Source organism: Pseudomonas sp., from assembly GCF_051660785.1.
In the GTDB taxonomy this organism is placed as follows: domain Bacteria; phylum Pseudomonadota; class Gammaproteobacteria; order Pseudomonadales; family Pseudomonadaceae; genus Aquipseudomonas.
On sequence record NZ_JBOFQE010000079.1, the window covers coordinates 47,772 to 68,605 of the forward strand.

General features: G+C 54.1%; 21 protein-coding genes, 4 tRNA genes and 1 pseudogene. 13 read left to right on the forward strand and 13 right to left on the reverse strand.

The window, feature by feature from the left end; translation table 11 throughout:
• Positions 1-50 precede the first annotated feature (50 nt).
• A complete protein-coding gene (locus ACRC4F_RS21145; protein WP_438661092.1) occupies positions 51-4,199 on the forward strand; it encodes a CheR family methyltransferase in 4,149 nt (1,382 codons plus the stop codon).
• 1 nt (position 4,200) lies between these two features.
• Here ACRC4F_RS21145 and ACRC4F_RS21150 read toward each other — a convergent pair whose 3' ends face one another.
• Both ACRC4F_RS21150 and ACRC4F_RS21155 read right to left on the reverse strand, forming a co-directional pair.
• On the reverse strand, positions 4,201-4,740 hold the full coding sequence (locus ACRC4F_RS21150; RefSeq protein WP_438661093.1) for a hypothetical protein: 540 nt from the start codon (positions 4,738-4,740) through the stop codon (positions 4,201-4,203).
• 416 nt (positions 4,741-5,156) lie between these two features.
• Positions 5,157-5,387 (reverse strand): hypothetical protein, encoded by a 231-nt coding sequence (locus ACRC4F_RS21155; protein WP_438661094.1) that lies wholly within the window; start codon positions 5,385-5,387, stop codon positions 5,157-5,159.
• Between the two features lie 500 nt (positions 5,388-5,887).
• Between ACRC4F_RS21155 and ACRC4F_RS21160 the strand changes: the two genes are divergently transcribed.
• Entirely contained in the window at positions 5,888-6,682 is a 795-nt protein-coding gene (locus ACRC4F_RS21160) for a hypothetical protein (RefSeq protein WP_438661095.1), read from the forward strand.
• Between the two features lie 701 nt (positions 6,683-7,383).
• Here the strand turns inward: ACRC4F_RS21160 and ACRC4F_RS21165 are convergent.
• The gene (locus tag ACRC4F_RS21165; RefSeq protein WP_438661096.1) at positions 7,384-8,406 is read right to left on the reverse strand and encodes a hypothetical protein; all 1,023 of its coding nucleotides are present in this window, start codon (positions 8,404-8,406) and stop codon (positions 7,384-7,386) included.
• A 779-nt stretch (positions 8,407-9,185) separates the two neighbouring features.
• Here ACRC4F_RS21165 and ACRC4F_RS21170 point away from each other — a divergent pair.
• From ACRC4F_RS21170 to ACRC4F_RS21195, 6 genes are all read left to right on the forward strand, one after another.
• A complete protein-coding gene (locus ACRC4F_RS21170) occupies positions 9,186-9,650 on the forward strand; it encodes a DUF5681 domain-containing protein (protein ID WP_438661097.1) in 465 nt (154 codons plus the stop codon).
• A gap of 128 nt (positions 9,651-9,778) precedes the next feature.
• Positions 9,779-9,901: a hypothetical protein gene (locus ACRC4F_RS21175; protein WP_438661098.1), complete on the forward strand. Its 123-nt coding sequence runs from the start codon at positions 9,779-9,781 to the stop codon at positions 9,899-9,901.
• Positions 9,888-10,109 carry a hypothetical protein gene (locus ACRC4F_RS21180; RefSeq protein ID WP_438661099.1) on the forward strand — a complete coding sequence of 74 codons (222 nt, stop codon included), beginning with the start codon at positions 9,888-9,890 and terminating at the stop codon, positions 10,107-10,109. Before ACRC4F_RS21175 ends, ACRC4F_RS21180 begins: the two co-directional genes overlap by 14 nt.
• Positions 10,106-10,939, forward strand: coding sequence for a hypothetical protein (locus tag ACRC4F_RS21185; protein ID WP_438661100.1), 834 nt, complete (start codon positions 10,106-10,108; stop codon positions 10,937-10,939). The genes ACRC4F_RS21180 and ACRC4F_RS21185 overlap by 4 nt, the downstream gene beginning before the upstream one ends.
• 52 nt (positions 10,940-10,991) lie before the next feature.
• A complete protein-coding gene (locus ACRC4F_RS21190; protein WP_438661101.1) occupies positions 10,992-11,354 on the forward strand; it encodes a hypothetical protein in 363 nt (120 codons plus the stop codon).
• A 4-nt stretch (positions 11,355-11,358) separates the two neighbouring features.
• Complete coding sequence (locus tag ACRC4F_RS21195) at positions 11,359-11,943, forward strand: tail assembly protein (RefSeq protein ID WP_438661102.1); 585 nt, start codon at positions 11,359-11,361, stop codon at positions 11,941-11,943.
• Between the two features lie 36 nt (positions 11,944-11,979).
• Here the strand turns inward: ACRC4F_RS21195 and ACRC4F_RS21200 are convergent, their stop codons facing one another.
• Positions 11,980-13,419, reverse strand: coding sequence for a hypothetical protein (locus tag ACRC4F_RS21200; RefSeq protein WP_438661103.1), 1,440 nt, complete (start codon positions 13,417-13,419; stop codon positions 11,980-11,982).
• Positions 13,420-13,637: 218 nt separating this feature from the next.
• Between ACRC4F_RS21200 and ACRC4F_RS21205 the strand changes: the two genes are divergently transcribed.
• Positions 13,638-14,249: a recombinase family protein gene (locus ACRC4F_RS21205; RefSeq protein ID WP_438661104.1), complete on the forward strand. Its 612-nt coding sequence runs from the start codon at positions 13,638-13,640 to the stop codon at positions 14,247-14,249.
• Positions 14,250-14,272: 23 nt separating this feature from the next.
• On the opposite strand, the gene ACRC4F_RS21210 is transcribed toward ACRC4F_RS21205, so the two are convergent.
• The 3 genes and pseudogenes from ACRC4F_RS21210 to ACRC4F_RS21220 all read right to left on the reverse strand — a co-directional run bounded on the left by ACRC4F_RS21210 (position 14,273) and on the right by ACRC4F_RS21220 (position 15,610).
• Positions 14,273-15,298: a hypothetical protein gene (locus tag ACRC4F_RS21210; protein ID WP_438661149.1), complete on the reverse strand. Its 1,026-nt coding sequence runs from the start codon at positions 15,296-15,298 to the stop codon at positions 14,273-14,275.
• A 21-nt stretch (positions 15,299-15,319) separates the two neighbouring features.
• Positions 15,320-15,415, reverse strand: a pseudogene (locus ACRC4F_RS21215) (SEC-C metal-binding domain-containing protein); the annotation flags it as partial.
• 118 nt (positions 15,416-15,533) lie between these two features.
• Positions 15,534-15,610, reverse strand: a tRNA-Arg gene (locus ACRC4F_RS21220).
• Between the two features lie 290 nt (positions 15,611-15,900).
• Here ACRC4F_RS21220 and ACRC4F_RS21225 point away from each other — a divergent pair.
• Both ACRC4F_RS21225 and ACRC4F_RS21230 read left to right on the forward strand, forming a co-directional pair.
• Complete coding sequence (locus tag ACRC4F_RS21225) at positions 15,901-16,134, forward strand: hypothetical protein (protein WP_438661105.1); 234 nt, start codon at positions 15,901-15,903, stop codon at positions 16,132-16,134.
• A 22-nt stretch (positions 16,135-16,156) separates the two neighbouring features.
• Positions 16,157-16,336 carry a PA3371 family protein gene (locus ACRC4F_RS21230; RefSeq protein WP_438661106.1) on the forward strand — a complete coding sequence of 60 codons (180 nt, stop codon included), beginning with the start codon at positions 16,157-16,159 and terminating at the stop codon, positions 16,334-16,336.
• On the opposite strand, the gene phnN is transcribed toward ACRC4F_RS21230, so the two are convergent.
• Positions 16,311-16,883, reverse strand: a complete 573-nt coding sequence (gene phnN / locus ACRC4F_RS21235; RefSeq protein ID WP_438661107.1) for a phosphonate metabolism protein/1,5-bisphosphokinase (PRPP-forming) PhnN — start codon at positions 16,881-16,883, stop codon at positions 16,311-16,313. The genes ACRC4F_RS21230 and phnN overlap by 26 nt on opposite strands.
• A gap of 384 nt (positions 16,884-17,267) precedes the next feature.
• Here phnN and ACRC4F_RS21240 point away from each other — a divergent pair, with 384 nt between their 5' ends.
• Entirely contained in the window at positions 17,268-17,594 is a 327-nt protein-coding gene (locus ACRC4F_RS21240) for an Arc family DNA-binding protein (protein ID WP_003178899.1), read from the forward strand.
• A gap of 102 nt (positions 17,595-17,696) precedes the next feature.
• Here ACRC4F_RS21240 and mgtE read toward each other — a convergent pair whose 3' ends face one another.
• The gene (gene mgtE / locus ACRC4F_RS21245) at positions 17,697-19,139 is read right to left on the reverse strand and encodes a magnesium transporter (protein ID WP_131059681.1); all 1,443 of its coding nucleotides are present in this window, start codon (positions 19,137-19,139) and stop codon (positions 17,697-17,699) included.
• Positions 19,140-19,458: 319 nt separating this feature from the next.
• On the opposite strand from mgtE, the gene ACRC4F_RS21250 reads away from it, so the two are divergent.
• Positions 19,459-19,977, forward strand: a complete 519-nt coding sequence (locus ACRC4F_RS21250; RefSeq protein ID WP_438661108.1) for a cell envelope protein SmpA — start codon at positions 19,459-19,461, stop codon at positions 19,975-19,977.
• 19 nt (positions 19,978-19,996) lie between these two features.
• On the opposite strand, the gene ACRC4F_RS21255 is transcribed toward ACRC4F_RS21250, so the two are convergent.
• The 4 genes from ACRC4F_RS21255 to csrA all read right to left on the reverse strand — a co-directional run bounded on the left by ACRC4F_RS21255 (position 19,997) and on the right by csrA (position 20,671).
• Positions 19,997-20,073 (reverse strand) — tRNA-Arg (locus ACRC4F_RS21255).
• Between the two features lie 71 nt (positions 20,074-20,144).
• Positions 20,145-20,221: transfer RNA gene (locus tag ACRC4F_RS21260), tRNA-Arg, on the reverse strand.
• Between the two features lie 108 nt (positions 20,222-20,329).
• Positions 20,330-20,420 (reverse strand) — tRNA-Ser (locus ACRC4F_RS21265).
• Positions 20,421-20,482: 62 nt separating this feature from the next.
• Positions 20,483-20,671 carry a carbon storage regulator CsrA gene (csrA, locus tag ACRC4F_RS21270; RefSeq protein ID WP_003178872.1) on the reverse strand — a complete coding sequence of 63 codons (189 nt, stop codon included), beginning with the start codon at positions 20,669-20,671 and terminating at the stop codon, positions 20,483-20,485.
• Positions 20,672-20,834 lie beyond the last annotated feature (163 nt).

Sequence of the window (20,834 nt, forward strand, 5' to 3'; positions counted from 1 at the left end):
TCTCTTCTTGAACTCAACTCATCCCCCGTTGCCGGTAAAAGGCTGAAGTCATGACCACCACTCCCCCACCCTCCACCCATGCTCCTGAGCGAAAGGCCCTGAGCCCCAGCACACTGGACTTCCCGGTGGTGGGCATTGGTGCGTCGGCGGGCGGACTGCAGGCCATCAAACTGTTTTTCGAGAACATGCCGCACGACAACGGCATGGCCTTCGTGATCATTCTTCACCTGTCGCCCGATCACCAGAGCATTGCGGACAGGATCGTCCAGGAATCGACCCGGATGCCGGTCCTGCAGGTCACCGAGACCGTGCGCATCGAGAAAAACCACATCTACGTCATCTCACCGGCTCAGCGCCTGACGATGAACGACGGCGCGCTTGAGGTCAGCAGCAACGACCCGCGCGAGGGCCGCCACGCTTCCATCGATCTGTTCTTCCGCGACCTGGCCGAAGTCCACCGTGAACGCGCCTTCTGCCTGGTGCTCTCGGGCAGCGGCTCCGATGGCGCAGTCGGCTTGTCGCGGATCAAGGAACATGGCGGTATCACCGTGGCCCAGGCACCGGAAGATGCCGAGTTCGACGGCATGCCCCGCGCCGCTATCGAGACCGGCAATGTCGATCTGGTGTTGCCGGTGGTGGAGATGCCGCAAAAGCTGCTGGAGCTATGGCACAACTCACAGGAAATCAGCTTGCCCACCGCCAATGACCCGGAACTGCAAACCTTCGCTTCCGTGTCCGAGCGTGACGCAGCGATCGCTGAACAGATGCTCCACGATATTCTGATCCAGTTGCGCACCGGCACCGGTCATGACTTCAAGCACTACAAACGCGCGACCGTGTTGCGACGGATCGAGCGCCGGATGCAGGTCACGGCCCAACCCGACCTGGGGGCCTATTTCCGCTACCTGCAACAAAACCCCGAAGAAACCAAAGCCCTGCTCGGCGACATGTTGATTGGCGTCACCAACTTTTTCCGTGATCGCGAGGCGTTCGAAGCCCTGGAACGGGACGTGCTGCCGCAGCTGGTCAATGCCGCCGTGTCGGCGCAGCCCGAGAAGGAAGAAATCCGCGTCTGGTCAGCCGGCTGTTCCACCGGCGAAGAAGCCTACAGCCTGGCGATCCTGCTCAGCGATCAATTGCAGCTGGATGCCAGCAAAGCCACGCTGCAAGTGTTCGCCACTGACATCGACGAGCGCGCCATCAGCATCGGTCGGGGCGGTCTCTATCCGCAAGCGATCGTCACCGATGTACCGCCGACGCGCCTGCGGCATTACTTCGTCAAGGAAGACGAGCATTTCCGGATCCGCAAGGAGATCCGCGAAAAAGTCCTGTTTGCCAAACACAGCCTGTTGTCCGACCCGCCTTTCTCGCAAATCGACCTGATCGTCTGCCGCAATCTGTTGATCTATCTGGATCGCGAAGTGCAGCGCGAAATCCTGCAGATGTTCCACTTTGCGCTGCGCCCGGGCGGTTTCCTGTTCCTGGGGTCTTCCGAGAGCGCGGACGCTTGCCATGAGCTGTTTGCCCCGGTGGACAAGCGTAACCGGATCTTCCGCGCCAAGACCGGTACAGCCAACAGCCGACGCACCCCGACCATGCCGCGCGGTGGTTACGTTCGCACCAGTGTTTCCCGTGAGGCACCGCAAAGCGCGGTCCAGCGCAAGCTGTCCTTCGGCGACATACATCAGCGCGCCCTCGAACGCGCTGCGCCACCGAGCATGATTGTCGATGCCAATGCCGACATTCTGCACATGAGCGAAAGCGCCGGGCGTTTCCTGCGCCATGTCGGCGGTGAGCTGTCACGCAACCTGCTGACGCTGATCCTTCCCGAGTTGCGCCTGGAGATTCGCACCACGCTGTTTCAGGTCCAGCAGAGTGGCCTGGTGGTGAAATCCCGTGCGGTGCCGATCACCCGTGACAATCGACGATACAAGGTCGACCTGCTGGCCCAGCCTTATAAGGACGAAGAGTCGGACGGCGAGTACGTCCTGGTGATTTTCGAAGAGGCCGAAGTCGATCCTTCCGAACAGGCCATCACCCTGCTGCAAACCGAAAGCCAGGTGCTGTCCAACCTTGAACGCGAACTGCAACGCACCAAGTTGCACCTGCAGGACACCATCGAACAATCGGAAGTCTCCAGCGAAGAGCTCAAGGCTTCCAACGAAGAAATGCAGGCGATCAACGAAGAACTGCGCTCGGCTACCGAAGAGCTGGAAACCAGCAAGGAAGAATTGCAGTCAATCAACGAAGAGTTGCTGACGGTCAACTACGAGCTGAAAACCAAAGTTGAAGAAACCGACAAGATCAACGACTACCTGACCAACCTGATTGCGTCGACCGACATCGCCACCGTGTTCGTCGATCGCAGCATGCGAATCAAATGGTTCACTCCGCGCGCCACAGACATCTTCAGCATGTTGCCGGTCGATACCGGCCGCTCGTTGCTCGACATCACGCATCGCTTGCACTACGACAATCTGGCCGGCGACGCGGCACAAGTGTTCGAGTCATTGAACATGATCGAGCGCGAGGTCAGCAGCACTGACAACCGCTGGTACATCGCCCGCCTGCTGCCCTACCGCTCCAGCGAAGATCATATCGACGGCACGGTCCTGACTTTCATCGACATCACCAAACGCCGGGCGGCGGAAGAAGAACTGCGCCTGGGCGAAGAGCGCATGCGTCTGGTGGCAGAAAGCACCCGCGATTACGCGATCATCACCCTTGACGAACAAGGGGTGATCACCAGCTGGAACAAGGGCGCCGAGCTGATTTTCGGTTACAGCAAGACCGAAGCCGAAGGCGCCTACTACGATTTCATTTTCTCGCCGGAAGACCGCGCCGCCGGTGTGCCTGATAGCGAACTGCTGGCTGTGCGCACTCACGGCCGCAACGATGACGAACGCTGGCACCTGCGCAAGGATGGCAGCCGGTTCTTTTGCAGCGGCGAGGTGACCCTGCTCAGCGGTGACAATCTGCGAGGCTACGTGAAGATCGCCCGGGACCTGACCGGGCACAAACGTCAGCATGAAGCCCAGAGCCAGGAGCTGGCCGAGACCCGCAACACCAACTACCTCAAGGACGAGTTCTTTGCGGTCATGTCCCACGAACTCAAACATCCGCTGAATCTGATCCAGCTCAACGCCGAACTGCTGCGGCGTCTGCCGGTGACCAAATCCCTGGCACCCGCCGCCAAGGCTGTCAACACGATCTGCGACGCCGTCAACAGCCAGGCGCGAATCATCGATGACCTGCTGGATGTCGCCCGGGTCCGTACCGGCAAACTCAAGCTGCAACCGGTGACCGTGGACCTGGTCAGCGTATTGCAGGACATCCATACCGTCGTCCTCAACGAACATCACGAAACCACGGTCGAGTTGCACGCGCCTTCTCAGCCATTGATGGTCCACGCCGACCCGACGCGCCTGGAGCAGATCATCTGGAACCTGGTGAACAACGCACTGAAGTTCACCCCTGCCAGTGGCCGTGTGCAACTGATCGCCAGTCAGGACGGGGGGCGGGCGCGACTTGACGTCAAAGACAACGGCACCGGCATCGCTGCCGAGAACCTTGAGCATGTATTCGACCTGTTCGGGCAGGCTGAAAAGCAGCACATCACTCACAACCGTGAAGGGCTGGGGATTGGCTTGTCACTGGTACGCCAGCTGACTGAGGCGCAACGGGGCACGGTCGAGGTGAGTTCACCAGGGTTGGGCGCAGGCTGTACGTTCAGTGTTTATTTGCCGATGGCCAAATCCGAAGATGAAGCTCAAGACGTTGCGCGGATCGACGATGCTGCAGGCAGGTTGAGCGGGCTGACGATCCTGCTGGTCGATGATTCTGCCGAAGTACTTGAAACCCTGAAGATGCTGCTGGAAATGGAAGACGCACAAGTGATTGCCTTCGACCGCCCGGTGGCCGCTCTGGATGCAGCACAAAGCACGTCGTTCGATCTCATCATTTCGGACCTGGGTATGCCTGTCATGAACGGTCACGATCTGATGAGGGCGTTACGTCAACTCCCGCGCCTCAAGGATGTGCCGGCCATCGCGCTGACGGGCTACGGCGCCGGCAGCGATATCCAGAAATCCCGGCAGTCGGGCTTTGACCAACACATTGGCAAACCGGTGTCCTACGATGACCTGATCGAGACCATTGAGGCGCTACGACGCTCTTCGAGCTTGCCAATTGGGAAATGATTCAGCGCAAATAAGCGCGTTGCACACTGACGCGCCGATCAATCGCCTGCCGCAGTCGCTCCTTATGGTCCGCCCAGACCGTGGGATCGACTTTGGTGGCGCGCATCAGCTCAAGCATCGCGGTCTTGGCCGAAAGGTATTCCGACCACGCGTCTTCGGAGCGGATCTTCAAACGCTCCCGATCCGTCATTTCCATCCGCCGCAGCGCCAGCGTCGGCTCATCGGTGATCACCGTCGCCAATGTAACCTGGACCCGATGCGGCGCGACAAACGCCTGAGTGTCCGCCACCAGCTCTCTCGCCCGCTGAGCGCCCCATTTCAGCGCGGTGCAGTAATACTCACCCATCGTCCTGTCATGAAACTCCTCGCAAATTGCCCAGCCAGTGTCGGCGTAAATACCGATAAACACCTGGGTAACGCCCTCATGACTGACCCGCGCCTGCACTTCGACCTGCACCCCATCGCTGAGCACTTCTTCATGGACGTGGAGAGGTAACCGGGTGTTGGTCCATAACCAGAAATGTGCACCTCTGCGTCGCATCGCTTCGCTCCCTGAGTGGTACGAGGAGTAAGGCACAGCAATGACGGACTTGCCATGTAGGTCGTCGGGTGATCGGGCACAAAAAAGCCCCGCCGGAGGATGACTCCGGCAGGGCTTTTTCTTACAGCGCAAGCCTGAAAATCGGATGGTGTCCCAGGGCAGGTTCGAACTGCCAACCTTCCCCTTAGGAGGGACAATTTAGAATCAGCCCGGCCTGAGGCACACCAGTATTTACGGGGCTTTTCGTCCGGTTGCGTCCGTAAAAACGGCCCCGTATAGTTCTTTTTGCTGCCACGGTGCTACGTGTGCCTCTAAGCTTCGTCGTGTGATCGCCAGGTCGCTGTTAGCGCAGCGGCCCGGCACCTCTTCTGTGATGGCCCATTTCTGGACCATCAATGAGCGGAAATTTCCGCCGATTACTTCCGTTCCTTCTCTTTGATCCAGCCCGCTGCCCAGCTCAGGGGGTCTTTGGACGCCATCGGTTTGAGTGGCTTGCCGTCTCGCGCAGCCTGCTTGCCCTCCTCCTCTGTCTCCGTGTGAATCCATACTGTTGTGTGCTTGAAGCCGTCAGCAACTCGTCGCGCCTTGAGATCCTTCTGTCTCTCGTTGCTGGTCTTCGGCTGCATTGGTTTATCGTCTTGGCTCATCCGCAATCTCGTTTGTACTAACGTGAATCCATACTCACACAACGTTAGTACTAACACAACAAGGTATGCAAAATAATTGCAGACCTAGAAGATGCGCTCAGTTTTGAGCACATCTAAACTTGAGATCTGGAAGCTGTAGAGACGCGCTGGACAGCAATAGTGGGAGGTGGGCTAGAAAACTGCGACTGCCCGACCGTCGCGCCAGGTACCCAAAACTGAGCGCTTACCTAGAGGAAGGGGATGAATTTCATGCCATTTTGCCCCTGGATAATTGCGAAACATTTAGTGCAAGCCGGGCTACGCTGACTACCAAGGGAATCTTTGACACACATTGCTTTCCAAAAACGTAAGGACGCCTTTAGCTAGAGTCATACGTGTAAATACTGTTGACGTTAAGGCAGTGAAAAAGCTGTAATTGTCCACGGCACTGTGATTATCCTGTGGATAACCTGTGCATAAAGTTATCGCTGCTTTGGATGGCGGCGAATTTTGGAGAGGCCATGGCAGTCCCGAAGACAATTGCATCTGAACTCATTGACCGCTTAAATGCATTGAGCGCCAGTGGAGAGCAATTGAGTGTTTTTGAGAAAGCAAGTTTTAAACGTGATATTGAGGCGTTGAAAACTAAGGATGCCAAAGTTGGCTTTATGGCTGCCGGCGTTTTTTTTGCGTTGACTGGCGACACTACTAAATCGTTTGAAAACCACGAAACATCGCTTCGCTATAGCGGCTACCACCCGATGATGCTGAAAAATTTTGCGATATCGCTCAAGCATCTCGGATATTATACTTTAGCATTTGATCGATATTGCGAAGCATTAAAAAAAGACACGACCGATAAAATCTGCACCCTAAAAGCAGCAGAGCTAGTTAGTTGCACAGGAAAGTTCGAGGCATTTGAGACACTACTAGGTTCATACATTAAAGCAGCTCAGGACGAGGCTATAATGAACGAGTACAACATTGGACATTACATAACAGCCAAGAAAGCTGCTCAGCGACTGAAGATATCGGACGACAACTATAATCACGCTTTCATGAAGGCAGAAGAAGTTTTCAGAAAGCACGATGTTCGTCCCATTGAGTGTATAGCTAACACAATTAACTCCGACGGTCATGACTACCTTTCTTTAGAGCTTAGGGTAAAGTGCTCTGGTGAGACACTTGCTCAGATGAATGAAGATATGGCATCGCTCGTTGCCGAGGACTTCGAGTTTGAGGAGTGGAATCGCATGATCTATGCATTCACTTATGCAACTCGCACCCCAATACCTTCTGACAATGCTCAAAATTAAGAGATAAGGACATCTTATGCCTGTAACAAATTACTGTTTCATTGAAGAAGCAGATCGTACGATGGCCTCATCTACGGGAAATGAAATCTCGTATAGAAATGCATCAAGCCGAGCTTATTACGGCCTGTATCATTGCGCTCTCGCTTATGCTGATACATTGCTTACCCCCCCTCTTTCAGCGTGCGGAGGTAGCTCTCATAAAAAAGTTTCCGACTTTTATAAGGTTGAGCTGGCACCAAGTCGCGAAAAGACGGTGAAATTCAGAAAGGTGAGTTACCAACTGCTTCAACTTCACAGTCAACGTATCAGAGCTGATTACAGGCTAGATGCTGAATTCCATGAGGCTGATGCTGTCTCGGTTTTAATTGGGGCGAAGGCCACTTTTCAAGACCTGGTGAATTTGGGAGCGTCAGTCTAGGCTGCGCTCTACGTGTATTGGCAGTTTGATTCCAACTACAGCATACGACTCAGGCTGGGTAAGCTCCATGGTCGGTGCACTATAGTCTGGTCATAGCCGGTGCATGGACGAATGTGAGCAGAAATCCACACATCTGGCTAACGCCCTCAGTTTTGAATACATCTCCCCTCCCGGAAAAAAGCCCTGCGATAGCTCGCCTCCACAGTGGAATGTCGCGATGTGTGACGTTTTGGTCTCAGTGAGATGCTTCGGTCACACTGATCGGCTTGCTTCCAGGTATGCGTTACAAGGAAGTCTCTGTTGGCGTAATCCAAGGAGGTGTATCTATGCTAATGAATCGAAGGCCGCCGTCGCTATCCTCTAGCCAGGTGGCATTGCGCCCCTGCACTGGCATCACCTCCTCTAACGAGTAGCCTAAAAAAAACATTAGCATTTCAGCCATATCTTCGGCCTCCCAAGTTCCAAAAACCGGAGTCGATGATAGTCCCGCTATTGAAAGAACACTGAAGTTAACACCTTGGGGAGACTCTCCAATTAAAACTTTTGGAGTACGATTAAAAACTCGAGCCTTCATAAAAAGGTTTGCTCCGAGCTCTCCAAACTGAACTGGATGTAGAGGGTGCCCTTGGTATCGTGAAAAGAAGCCTGTTCCAGCAAACGTCTGTGCCCCCATATCAAATGCAGCGAGTATCCCCACCCCACCCAACCTGAGATACATAGTACGATGAGCGATATCATCCTTGTAATCAAACCGTATATCAGCATTTGCTGGCTCTTGAACCTCAAACACAAATAACGATGCAGGAATATCACTTTCCATTATTGAAAATTGCATCGGCACGCGGCATGACTGGAGAATTAAATGAAGCAGTTGAAATTGCTCCATATCTTCTGTACTGACAATGTTGCCCGCACTTGGCTCCCGACGATCTAGAGAAAGAAACAGCTCCCGATAAAGCAACCCATAGAAAATTTTCAGGACCCACACAAGCAAACGCCCACGATCCATAGACGCCACTTCAGCCGCACCAACAACAAAGCGCTCTTGAACTTCTTGTTCTATACCGGACAGACACTCATTATTACAAGTCTGACAGCAAGGAATCACCAGTTGCCTGTACGCCAATTTTGTTCCGTTCAGTAGCGTCATCGGCTTATCCCAAAGCCCAAAATGGTGCAGAAGCCATTTAGGAAACACGTGCTCCCGGCTTTTCATATTATTCTCAACGTCACTACCACATAAAAAGCACGTTGTTTCTGAAAAGTCGTGATCTCGTATAGCATTATAAAGTGACGGCTTAGACATCTTCTGCTCCTTGAGCGGTGCGTTTGGCACGGGCTGAGTCCTTCCTTAACATTACCCGCCTGACAGCAGGCTGGAGCAGGTGTGATTGAATTGTGATCATGCTCACGTTTGAACCACGGGGTCGTGAACCGCTACCCTACCAAACTTTGCCCGCCGGTCCGAGTTTTCACGAAACTCCGTGGCATCTCTTTCGCGACACGTTTTCATAATTCGCAAAACGTGTCGCGACACCTGACATACCGAAATGGAAGGCTGGGTCCGCACCCACATTGGGGTTGGATGATTTGAAATCTGACCAACTCCGCCGACGAGAAGTATTGCTCAGATTTAGGGCGACCCGCCGCTCTCCAAAGCGCTCCAGTAATCACCCGACCTCAGATTGAGGGTGGATGACTGAGCCGAAAACCCAGCCCCGTATCACTTTGCCTATATCCGACTTACTGCAACAAAAACACCCTCCTCACTCCCCTGCAAACCAACAATTTCAGTCCCGTTTAATCCGGTTGCGTGTAGCAACTAGAGTGCACCTAAAAAGCACTGGATAAATGATCAGATCATGCCTAATGTGAGTTTTTGAGCTATTCAAAACCCCATTCGAGGCCACCCATGAACACAGCCAAGCCCGCTAGAGGACGCCAGCACAAACCAACTCGCTCTGAAGTTGCTGCAGCCTGGGGTCGACTCCGCGAAGCCGCGGCCGACGGAAGCGTTCAAGCTTCCGCCCTGCTGATCGCTCTCGCAGAAAACAAACCGGTCATTGCTATGGAATCGCCCACCGCATGACTGAGCGCGACAAGGGCGGTAAATGGAAGCCCGGCCAATCAGGTAATCCCGGGGGACGCTCTGGCCAGACGCAGGAAATCCGCGCCCGACTCGCCGAGGGCGCAGACGCCGCTACAAAGAAGGTGCTGGCAGCGGCCAAGAAAGGCGATATGCAGGCCTGCCGTTTGATCCTTGAACGCCTTGTGCCGCCAATCAAGCCAACCTCCGAGCCCGTGCAATTCGAACTCGACGATACAGACCTGCCCAGCGCAGCCCGATCAATCATGCGCGCCGTTGCCGGTGGCCAACTCGCACCCGACCAGGGCAAGTCGCTCATCGAGGGCTTGGGCGCTGTTGCCCGAGTGATCGAGGTAGCAGAACTGCAAAAAGGCTGTCGAAGAACTCCGCGAACAGATGGAGGGAATGCAGTAATGATCCGGAAACAGTTGGTCATGTCGTCGACTATCGCATCGCCGGCTTGAACGTCCCGCTCTATTTCCCTTTCTGCGAGATGAACAGCTCAGAAGCCGAGGAGATGGCCAAGTCGATGATCCTTCATGTCCGAGCTGTGGAGCGCTCAGGGAATCCTACACAAGTTGGAATCATGGATATGCGCCCCTTCCCTCCCAGTGGTGCGTGGCAACTCAAGCGGCCGGCCGAAGGCATCAGCTTGGCTGATTACGTTACCGATCAGTACCGCCAGATCGTCGAGGCTCGCAATGAGCGTCCGTAGCCAAATCGCCAAGCTCAAGCAGCAGACCGGTAGCGCTCAATACAACAACGACGTTCGAAACATCAGCGATTTGATGGACGAGTTGAGCGCCGCGGCTGCCGGCGGAGGCGGTGTTCGGGGAGAAGTATCGCTACTTGAAATCTTGGGCGAAGCCCCAGACCAACACTGGCCGAACCAAAGCCAACACAATCAAAAGGTAACTCAATGAAAATCGGCAAAAGATCAGTTCTCAAGGTTGGCTTGGCCAACCTCCACTACTCCGAGTACGAGCACTCACGCATCGAGGCTCACACCTTCTCCATTCAGCGCCCGGACGGAAGCAAAGGTAGTAGGCAAGCCGGCGGCCTGATGAAGTCTGCCCGCCAGCTTCAAACGCTCGCGCTGGAGACATTTAAAGACTTCGGCGAAGACATTGCTTCGATCCGAGAAAACAAAGACTTCAACTCATCCGCAATCGAGCGAATGAGCAAGGAGAAAATCGAGGGGGTTACCGCTGCCCTGCTCCCAGCAATGCAGGCCGTCGCAAAGGATATGCTCACCCTGGCCGAGACGGTCACACAGGGCTTCTCGCCTGTTACCCCGCGCGCCAGCACTGATATCGTGGGCTTTCTGGCCGATCAAGAGTTGAGAGCTCTGGTTCGGGGGCTCGGTGCTGATGAGCGCCGCAACCTGATGACCGAAGCGCGGCAAGGCGGCCACCCTGAAATTGTTGAGGCTGTTTTGCGGGCAAACCCCATGCTTTCTAGCCTCAGTGCTGAATCAGCGGCAAGCCTTTCCCGGGCAGGCATCGCCGCTTCACGGGCTGACGACCTGGAAGCCCTAAGTCAGATGCTGGCGATCTATGACGATGTGCTCGCCACCACCTCCCAGGTCGGTGTGTCGCTCAGCGGGATGGTTGCGAACTCAGCGGGCTATGCCGGTCGATTTGAAAAATGGCGGTCTGGGTGTGACGGCTCGGAAGCGTTGCGCGCCTGGCTGGACAAGATCCCGACCCGGGCCAAACCCAAAGCCGCCGCGGAAGAATCCGAAGCCGCCTAATTAGATCGGCGCGCGGCCGCCAGAGCTCGGCCGTCACCGCAGGAGCCCAACCTTGACCAGCCACCAAGAACGCTTTACCGAGGCGTGCAAGACAACCCGCTTTGAGTCGTACCCACTGAAACAGGGCCCCGATTCTGGCTACCAAGTCTGGGATATTCAGCACGTCCGCGACGGCCAGAAGGTGACCATTGACGGTCCTTTCTTTACCGAGGACGAAGCGTGCGTCTCGGCCGATCTGCTCCGCGGGACGTTCAGGGGCGCCCGGGCCTACCTGCTGATCTATGACCGGATTTGGAATTACGACCTGCAGCGTGAGCAGGTGATATTCGATCAGGCGCGTATGTCGCGATCGCTTCTCGCTATTCGCCTGGGCGTGGAAGTCCCCACCAATAGCGCCACGGGCGCACTGGAGTAACGTTATGGCAATGGCTACCAACTATGGCGCCAAGACTCGAATTTTGCTCAGCGGATCGGCCGCGAAGTTGTTCGGGCGTGAACACACCTACGAGTTGTCGACCGGTGATGTGCGTGAGGCGGTGAAGGCGATCGATGTAAACCATCCAGGCTTCGCACGGTATCTCGCGACCGCAAAACAGATGGGCCTTGAGTTTGCGATTTTTCGAAACCGCAGGAACGTCGACGAAAAGGAGCTGATGCTGGGCGGCGCGAAGGAAATACGCATTGTGCCGGTGGTCTGCGGCAGTAAGCGGGCCGGAGTACTGCAAACCATCATAGGCATCGCACTGATCACCGCCAGTCCGTTTACCAACGGAGCCACGCTAGCCCCTGGTATTGCCATGGTCGCCGGTGGCGTTATCCAGATGCTCAGCCCACAGGCGACAGGATTGAAGCAAAGCGGAGCCCCTGAAAATATGCCGAGTTACGCTTTCGGTAGCGCCAAGAACACCACCGCCTCTGGCAATCCTGTGCCCCTGTGCATCGGCCACCGTCGGTGGGGAGGCGCGATCATAAGCGCTGCGATTTACGCCGAGGACAAAACCTGACTTTGACATTTTTCATGGCAATCGCTACATGCATACCTACTGCGCCTCAGCAGTAAAACGGGCAAGAAGTCGACTCAAACAATCAACTTCCGCATTACCTTCCTCATTTTTAGCCGCTAGGATCAGCTCGTTAATATCACTTTCATCAAAGGCCGTGGAATTCTTGTGCAGCGCAAGCCTCTGCGCAAGTATCTCCTCAACTCTCCTCTCTTCATCCTTGCGAAAAACCTCTAGAATTTGGACGCTTCTTTGAGGGCCAGCTTTACGACTAGCGTCAGTAATTTCCTTTGAGATCAGTTCAGCTTGGGTTCTTTCTATTCCCGCGATCGAGTCAAAGTACTCCGCAGCCCCAGAATTAACGAGACGCACTTGAGAAGCAAGATGGAGCAAAAAAGATGGTATTGCGTTGATGCTCGGATTTACAATCTCTATGGATCGCTTTGGCGAAAACTCTAACCAGCCTTTCAGAACATCGTTTACATGATGATCACCGAAGCCGTAGCCTACGCAAACTAATTTACTTACAAAGTTTATGTTCGCCCTAAAGTGATTCAGCATCGCTTTAGGTAAAACCTGAGTAGCGTGCTCATGGAACTTGTGGGCTCCCGAAAGTAAGCTACGACGTAGGAACTGCATTACCCCTTCTGAATCGGCATAGGCGATCTCATTCAGAGCTTTAAGCTTGCCGCCAGGTGCAGCGGGCTCGATGTACACAAGCTCCTCATTTGCGGCCGTCAAGACTGATATTACCGCCTCTGGTGTTTCTTCGTCAGGTACCAGCTTCAGCAAATCATGACCATCATTAAATGTGAATAAATCAAGCGCACCATGGAGCTTAAGTAAATATATTCCTTTTTCAGCCGGATTGGGAAAGCTCATCGCACCATGATCAAGTGTCTCTTTATCGATAGTTTCCACATTTATGTAACCAATAATCTCCCCTTCGGAATTTCGACGAGGCAACCTTACATCGCTTGAATTAAGTCCAGAAAATAACGGGATAGAGAATTTTTTCGCGACCATTTCAATGATCGAATCGTGATTGAGAGAAAAGACCCACAGCGGCTTGTTTTTTTCGTATAGGTGAAAAATCCCCCTATACAGCTCTAAACGCTGAACAATAAATTCAGCACCACTCCTATGTTTTAAGTAAAGCTTGTAATAGATTATTTCAACAAGCCATGCATACAGAGTGTGATAGTGCGAAGATAAGGAGCGCTCCCTTCGTGCCTGGACTTCTAAATACCCAAGAACGCTCTCATAGTGCAAATCTTCTCTAGATAAAACCGAAATAAAATCATCTATAACCTCATCAGGATGACCACCACCTTGTTCTCTCCAACCAACATTGAACAACTTTAGTTTTTCAATGGTTAGCCATTTTTTTAGTTCCGCTGTAAGTTCCCAAACGAGTGGCATACTAACGTCATATGAAGCTCCCGCCCCGAGAAACAAACCTGTTAAATTGTGATCCATCATCTTTCCTCAGTACGCCAGGTCATAGCCAACCCTTCAAGTTCGGCGGCAAAGGGGGCCAGTATCCCGTATTGAAGTGAAACTGCCGAGCGAGGTTTTTCGGGTATGCCTGAGCTGATACACGCAAATTTGCGTTTATTTGCCCTTTCCGCTTGATAAGTAACACCCAAAGTGCAACAGTATTAGTGAGACACCTTAACTGATACGGCACGCACATCATGTTCATCCGCGCATACCTCAGAGCATCGACCGAAGAGCAGGACGCCGGCCGCGCCCGGGTATCACTCGAGCAATTCGCCACCGACCACAACAAGGTCATTGCGAGCGTGTACCTGGAGAACGCCAGCGGAGCCACGGCAGACCGCCCTGAGCTGCTGCGCCTACTCAAAGATGCGCGCAAGGGTGACGTGCTGCTGGTGGAGTCGATAGATCGGCTCTCCCGCTTACCGGTGGAGGACTGGCAGAAGCTCAAGGCTGCTATCGACTCCAAGGGCTTGCGCATCGTCGCGCTCGATCTGCCAACCAGCCACCAGGGAATGCAGGACACCAAGGGTGACGAGTTCACTGGCCGGATGCTGGGGGCGATCAACTCAATGCTGGTGGAAATGATGGCCGCGATCGCGCGGAAGGATTATGAGCAGCGCCGCGAGCGCCAGGCTCAGGGTATCGAAAAGGCTAAAGCTGCTGGCAAGTACCAAGGCCGACCGGTCGACTCCGATCTGCACAGACGCGTTAAAGAGTTACTTAAGGCAGGGCTGGGGATCCGAGCCACTGCCCGGCACGCTGACTGCTCAACCACGACAGTACTAAGAATCAGGGATATGAGTTGACGATGGTTCGCGGGGTTTAAATGTCAGCAACCCACGCGGCGCCGACTAATTACTGACCACGGAGGGACCTCGCATTTCAGCTTCTTAGAGCGAGGCGCACCGAACATAGTCCCCATATCACCCATCATCCGGTTGATAAGGGCGGATTGCGACCCTTTGCCAATTGCGTCCCACCAATCTGGCGAAATGTGCACATTCTCAAAATTTTCAAATAGGAAGGCGACCATCCTCGACGATAGATCGTGGTCGCTTATACGCTCCAGGCTTTCAATCACTGGAATGCAGACTGGATCATCCTCCGACAGCCACGTGAAGACGATTTGACCACTCGCCCCGCCGTAGAACGAAGTGACGCTAAGCATATGAGGGGTTACGGTGATGTCCACCATATCCTGCAGTTGGGTCTTATCGAAGTCATATTCAGGAGCAAACGAACCGCTGCACATTACCGGTGGAGGACCTTCAATCTCGACAATGTAGGATCGGACTGAAGAGTAGTCATCATTCAAAAGAGGAGCCTCAAAACGCGGCTTGTGATGATTGATGTCTCTCAGGGCGGCAGCCAGACCAAGACCGTGTGTGAAGCTAAACATTTGGATAGACATTTGAATATCTTGTGATCTACCTCGATCCAAATCCTTGTGCAACTTAGATGTCTCCGCTGCCGCTCGCTTCGTATAAATCTCTCTAGCGTACGCACGATAAGCCAGCAGGAAGCATTGCTTCTGGCTTCCCGTGAATGCTTCCTTCTCGACAGGACCGAACAACCCGTCATCATGTACCGAGCAAAATCCGGAGAATGTGGATGCTTTGCCAACCCCTACTAGTTCAGGGTAAAGCATCCCTTTATGTTTATTTAGATTTTCAAAGGATGGTACGAATGCTAGGACGTGCCCATCTCGAGCAATTTTGTTCAAACTTCCGGATCTAGGGACAGTATGAGCAGCCACGATCTTGCCGGAGCAACTACCTAACATTGCATCTGGGGCAGAGCACAGCTTCACAGAAAAGTCTTTTCGAACCGCTGCGCTGACATCCCACGGATTCACACGCGGCTCTTGCTCACGCCCCAGGTGGCAATGCTTATATTTTTTGCCTGACCCACAAAAACATTGCTCGTTTCTACAGTACTTCACAAAGCCTCCTTGCCTGCCAGCTAGCATCATTACGAAAAAAGCCCCACAGGGTAATTTCCTAGCGGGGCTTTCTGTGCCTGTTGCTGCCACCCTGCTGTCACAACACAAATGACAATTTCGGCTGACGGCTTGAAAGGCCTGATTTATATGGTGTCCCAGGGCAGGTTCGAACTGCCAACCTTCCCCTTAGGAGGGGGATGCTCTATCCAATTGAGCTACTGAGACACAGATCGCCCACATGAAATGTGGAGCGATGGACGGCGTGCATGTTAACGGGCAGGCCTGCTTTTGTCATGTCGTCCTTCGGGCTTTTTAAGTGTAGGCAGACGCCCTTCGTCACCGTGGCTTAATTTACCGTGCAAATTGCACCCTCTCAAAATGCCATCATTGCAATTTGCAACGACCGCCTTCTTCATCAATAAGTTAATTCTTTGTTTTTAAAGGATTTAATAGCCGTTAGACTCTTGGCACGCGGGCTGCTTTAGCTGTTCTCACGAACCGCCGAGGTCAGCCTCATGAACAGCGTCCTTTTACTCTCGAATGCGATCGCCCTTACCGTTCTGCTGGGTGTTCATTTTGCCCCCGAGAACGGCGCTGCGCAGGTCGCGCAACGGATGCCGCACTACCTCCAGCTGCAAAAAGCCCCGCAATTGGCCGTCATGAACGATCAGCGCGGCTTTGTCGGGCAGGAAGCGAGCCAGGAAAATTACCCGCTGGTGTCGCAGTCATCGGAACGCTTGGTATTTTGAATCACCCTATCAGGAGCACAGCATGTCCAAATCAGCCGCGGGATTTTTGATCCTTGCCTTACTGAGCGGCATTCTTCATCTCTCACTGGTCCCGGACACGGGCGCCACCCTTCCCCTGATTGCCTGCGGCGTTTTCGGCGCGTTGTTCGTGCTGGCGCTGATCGTCGGACGCAAAATCAAGTTCGATCCGGTTTTACGCTGAGTTTGAGCAGAGCGAGAAGATTTTCAACGGTGACGGCAAGCTCGGCAGAATTGTCGAGTCGATAGATAGGCGTATCGCCGAGGGAATCATCAGCCGTAAATAACCCGTTACGGCGTAATCTCGCTTCGATTTCTTCATGATTCTCACGGTTACGCTTCAACAAACGCTCTCTCAACACTTCATCCCTGACCGTCAACAGCACCGGCAGCAGCGTGGGATAGCGCTTGCGTGCCTCAGCAAGGTGGCCGCGAGAGCCGTTGAGTAACACATGACGGCCTTCCTTTAGCCAATCATCAATCTGGTTCGGAATACCGTAATCCAGGCCATTGGCGTGCCACCACAGCGCGAAGTCACCTTTATCGCGGCGTTGTGCGAATTCCTCGCGGGAAACACCGATGGCGTCTTCGCCCACGGATTCGGCAGAGCGGGTGATGACACGGCGCACCACTTCTCCGTTGATTGCGCGTAACGGTTGTCGAGCCGCTTCAATGAGGCTGTCCTTGCCGGATCCGGAAGGTCCCATCAAGTAAATCAACCTGCCATCCATCTTGAATCATCCCCCACTGCGGGTCCGCCACTAGTAAATCGGCCATTTGCCACTATCCTGTATAAAGTAAGGACCAATGATCGAATCCGCCTAGCATGCACCTTCAGGCATCTTCGAGCATTACCTGAGGGCAGAAATGGCGGTCAGCGATACGGACTTGAGGCCAAGTTTTCCAACCAGTCCGCATTTCTGATATGGGTGCTGGCATAACGCCTTTACCTAGCTCAATATTTGTCACAGAATTGACGCCAATGATCTGGCTGCTTTGAGGCATGATGCGCGCCTCTCTCAATTCAGGTTGAACATTTGGCCAGAGAGCTTGTCCTATCAGACATCTTGCGGCCAATCCCGAGAACCGCTCCCCTGAACTAACCGGTTAAATATATGCGCCCATTGAAACAGGCAATTTATTCCAGCCGTACGGCTGACAAGTTCGTCGTACGTCTGCCAGACGGAATGCGTGAACGCATTGCCGAAGTGGCTCGCAATCATCATCGCAGCATGAACTCCGAAATCATTGCGCGCCTTGAGCAGAGTCTTATTCAGGAAGGCGCACTGGGCGAAGAATTGAGCATGCGCCTCGACAGCCCCGAGCTGTCATTGCACGAACGTGAATTGTTGCAACGCTTTCGCCAACTCTCCCACCGTCAGCAAAATGCCCTTGTTTCGCTGATTGCCCATGACGCTGAAATGGCCGCAGACGCGTCCTGATTCAAACCGAACGCTCAAGCCAGCATAATCGCTGGCTTTTTTTTGCCTGAATTTCGGCAATAAAAAACCCGCCGATTTGGCGGGTTTTTACAAGGAGACAAGTCAGAGCAGGAAGATCGTCGCCAGCCCGAGAAAGATGAAGAACCCGCCACTGTCCGTCATGGCCGTGATCATCACGCTGGCCCCCATCGCAGGGTCGCGCCCAAGCCGCGCCAGGGTCATCGGAATCAAAACCCCCATCAACGCCGCAAGCAACAGGTTAAGCGTCATGGCAGCGGTCATCACCACGCCCAGGGACCAACTGCCATAAAGCAGATAGGCCACGACGCCAATCACGCCGCCCCAGACCAGGCCATTGATCAAACCGACGGCCAGCTCTTTGCGCATCAATCGTGACGTATTACCGGTGCTCACCTGGTCCAGGGCCATGGCGCGAACGATCATGGTGATGGTCTGGTTGCCCGAGTTGCCACCGATACCGGCCACGATCGGCATCAGTGCCGCCAGCGCTACCAGTTTTTCGATGGAGCCTTCGAACAGGCCGATCACCCGGGATGCGATGAACGCAGTGATCAAATTGACGGCCAGCCAGGCCCAACGGTTACGCAGGGATTTCCAGACGGAGGCGAAGATGTCTTCTTCTTCGCGAAGACCCGCCATGTTGAGCACTTCGTTTTCGCTCTCTTCACGGATCAGGTCGACCATTTCATCGATGGTCAGACGACCGATCAGCTTGCCGTTCTTGTCGACCACCGGCGCCGAGATCAAGTCGTAACGTTCGAAGGCCTGAGCGGCGTCATAGGCGTCCTCGTCCGGGTGAAAACTCACCGGGTCGCTGGCCATGACCTCCGAAACCTGCTTTTCCGGATCGTTGACCAGCAAACGCTTGATCGGCAACACACCCTTGAGCACGCCATCGTAATCGACCACAAACAGTTTGTCGGTGTGGCCCGGCAGCTCCTTGAGACGGCGCAGGTAACGCAGAACGACTTCGAGACTGACATCCTCACGGATGGTCACCATCTCGAAGTCCATCAGCGCACCGACCTGCTCCTCGTCATAGGACAACGCCGAGCGCACGCGCTCACGCTGTTGACCATCGAGGGTTTCCATCAGCTCATGGACGACGTCTCGCGGCAGCTCGGAAGCCAGGTCAGCAAGTTCGTCGGCGTCCATGTCCTTGGCCGCAGCCAGGAGCTCATGATCGTCCATGTCGGCGATCAGGGTTTCACGAACCGAGTCGGATACTTCGAGGAGGATGTCGCCGTCGCGATCAGCCTTGACCAGTTGCCAGAGCGTCAGACGATCGTCCAGCGGCAAGGCTTCAAGGATGTAGGCAACGTCGGCGGAGTGCAGGTCATCAAGCTTGCGTTGCAGCTCGACGAGGTTTTGCCGGTGAACCAGGTTCTCGACCCGTTCGTGATGCGGACCTTCCTGGCGATGAGTCAGGTCTTCGACCACCCGCTGGCGCTGCAGCAGCTCAACGACTTGAGCGAGGCGGTCCTGCAAGCTTTCTTGCGTTTTCTTTACTTCAACTTCAGACATAGGCGAACTCCACTCCCAGCAGCGGGGCACGCCGGAAGGATCAATCAGTCAATTCATGATTGGAAAAACGGGATACTGAGTAACTACTGGGTAAGTCCATGGAGGTATTCCACAAGCCCCGGCGGGGCTGACGGGCGCAATGATACACCGCCCGACGGTTTTAAACGTTAAAAAATCGTGGCTGAAACAAGCGGTTGCAAGACAAAGCTGAGTGCAGTCTTGATCTCTCCAACTGCGACGACTCATCCTGAAAAGAAAACACACCCTCGTCGAAAAATGTAGCGGCTACCCTGACATGGACCGTCAAGGAGGACGTTTGATGCCATCGATTACTGTTTATTTTTTACTGCTTGCCCTGCTCTGCCTTTCGCCCCGAATGCATGCAGCAACCATTCACCGCTGCGAAGCACCCAACGGTCGCCTCACCTTCACTACGTTGAGCTGCACGGACGGTGAGAGCCTCTCCCTACAGGATGTGCGCCCCTTCATGCCCGGCACTGCGATGGCGCTAATGCCGGAGGCTGAAGGCCGGGAAGCGCCCACCACGAAAACCGTAAGGAAGGAGCCAACCGTTGTCGGCCAGTTCGAGGACAAGTGTGGAAACCTGATTAGCGCCAAGGAGCGTCGCGAAGCAATCATCAATCAACGGATCGTCGCCGGCATGACTCAACAGGATGTCGAGAGCGCTCTGGGCAAGCCGGACAAGATCAGTATCAGGAATTCTGCGACGAGCTACCGCTACGACATCAAGCGAGGTCGTAGCGCACACGTCGAGTTCGACGAGAAAGGATGCACGAAGGGAAAAGCCAAACTCCAGACGGCAAAAAGCCCGCGTTAAACGCGGGCTTTTTGGTGTTTGGTGCACTCGACAGGATTCGAACCTGTGACCGCTCGGTTCGTAGCCGAGTACTCTATCCAGCTGAGCTACGAGTGCATTTGTGTTTTTATACCAGATCACAACTGGTTGGAGCCAAGTCATTCACATTACTGCAAACAACTCTTAAATGGTGCACTCGACAGGATTCGAACCTGTGACCGCTCGGTTCGTAGCCGAGTACTCTATCCAGCTGAGCTACGAGTGCATTTGTTGCCGCGCATTATAGGCCGTCTAATCTCTATGTAAAGCACTTTTTCTAGTAATTTCAAACACTTACCGAAAAAAGCCAGATTACAACGTACTACGCAAATAATGGCGGAGAACGGGGGATTCGAACCCCCGACACCCTTTTGAGGTGTACTCCCTTAGCAGGGGAGCGCCTTCGGCCACTCGGCCAGCTCTCCGCAACACGGGGCGTATATTAACCAGCTTCTTCCCCGTTTGCAAACATAAAAAACGATAAAAATTAATGGCTTGGTTCGTCGTCCTTCTCTTTCTTGATCCGCAAGTAGATTTCCTCACGGTGAACCGCAACCTCTTTGGGTGCGTTAACGCCAATACGCACTTGATTTCCTTTGACGCCGAGCACGGTCACGGTGATTTCGCCATCACCAATAATCAGGCTTTCTGCGCACCGACGAGTCAGAATCAGCATACCTTTCTCCTCACGCATTTCATTTCAGGGACAACAGTCTGCAAAAAAAAGGCACTCGACCTACAACCGGAACGATCGCAGCCCTACATGCCTGAGTATTGACCAGCGCGAGCAAAAGAACAGTTCCAGGGTCGCGCTATTCAAAAAAGACAAAGGGCGCGGT

Excerpts from the sequence above, each read along its gene's own strand:
- ACRC4F_RS21145 (WP_438661092.1), top strand. The coding sequence starts at position 51 with ATGACCACCACTCCCCCACCCTCCACCCATGCTCCTGAGCGAAAGGCC.
- ACRC4F_RS21150 (WP_438661093.1), bottom strand. The coding sequence starts at position 4,740 with ATGCGACGCAGAGGTGCACATTTCTGGTTATGGACCAACACCCGGTTA.
- ACRC4F_RS21155 (WP_438661094.1), bottom strand. The coding sequence starts at position 5,387 with ATGAGCCAAGACGATAAACCAATGCAGCCGAAGACCAGCAACGAGAGA.
- ACRC4F_RS21160 (WP_438661095.1), top strand. The coding sequence starts at position 5,888 with ATGGCAGTCCCGAAGACAATTGCATCTGAACTCATTGACCGCTTAAAT.
- ACRC4F_RS21165 (WP_438661096.1), bottom strand. The coding sequence starts at position 8,406 with ATGTCTAAGCCGTCACTTTATAATGCTATACGAGATCACGACTTTTCA.
- ACRC4F_RS21170 (WP_438661097.1), top strand. The coding sequence starts at position 9,186 with ATGACTGAGCGCGACAAGGGCGGTAAATGGAAGCCCGGCCAATCAGGT.
- ACRC4F_RS21175 (WP_438661098.1), top strand. The coding sequence starts at position 9,779 with ATGCGCCCCTTCCCTCCCAGTGGTGCGTGGCAACTCAAGCGGCCGGCC.
- ACRC4F_RS21180 (WP_438661099.1), top strand. The coding sequence starts at position 9,888 with ATGAGCGTCCGTAGCCAAATCGCCAAGCTCAAGCAGCAGACCGGTAGC.
- ACRC4F_RS21185 (WP_438661100.1), top strand. The coding sequence starts at position 10,106 with ATGAAAATCGGCAAAAGATCAGTTCTCAAGGTTGGCTTGGCCAACCTC.
- ACRC4F_RS21195 (WP_438661102.1), top strand. The coding sequence starts at position 11,359 with ATGGCAATGGCTACCAACTATGGCGCCAAGACTCGAATTTTGCTCAGC.
- ACRC4F_RS21200 (WP_438661103.1), bottom strand. The coding sequence starts at position 13,419 with ATGGATCACAATTTAACAGGTTTGTTTCTCGGGGCGGGAGCTTCATAT.
- ACRC4F_RS21205 (WP_438661104.1), top strand. The coding sequence starts at position 13,638 with ATGTTCATCCGCGCATACCTCAGAGCATCGACCGAAGAGCAGGACGCC.
- ACRC4F_RS21225 (WP_438661105.1), top strand. The coding sequence starts at position 15,901 with ATGAACAGCGTCCTTTTACTCTCGAATGCGATCGCCCTTACCGTTCTG.
- ACRC4F_RS21230 (WP_438661106.1), top strand. The coding sequence starts at position 16,157 with ATGTCCAAATCAGCCGCGGGATTTTTGATCCTTGCCTTACTGAGCGGC.
- phnN (WP_438661107.1), bottom strand. The coding sequence starts at position 16,883 with ATGGATGGCAGGTTGATTTACTTGATGGGACCTTCCGGATCCGGCAAG.
- ACRC4F_RS21240 (WP_003178899.1), top strand. The coding sequence starts at position 17,268 with ATGCGCCCATTGAAACAGGCAATTTATTCCAGCCGTACGGCTGACAAG.
- mgtE (WP_131059681.1), bottom strand. The coding sequence starts at position 19,139 with ATGTCTGAAGTTGAAGTAAAGAAAACGCAAGAAAGCTTGCAGGACCGC.
- ACRC4F_RS21250 (WP_438661108.1), top strand. The coding sequence starts at position 19,459 with ATGCCATCGATTACTGTTTATTTTTTACTGCTTGCCCTGCTCTGCCTT.
- csrA (WP_003178872.1), bottom strand. The coding sequence starts at position 20,671 with ATGCTGATTCTGACTCGTCGGTGCGCAGAAAGCCTGATTATTGGTGAT.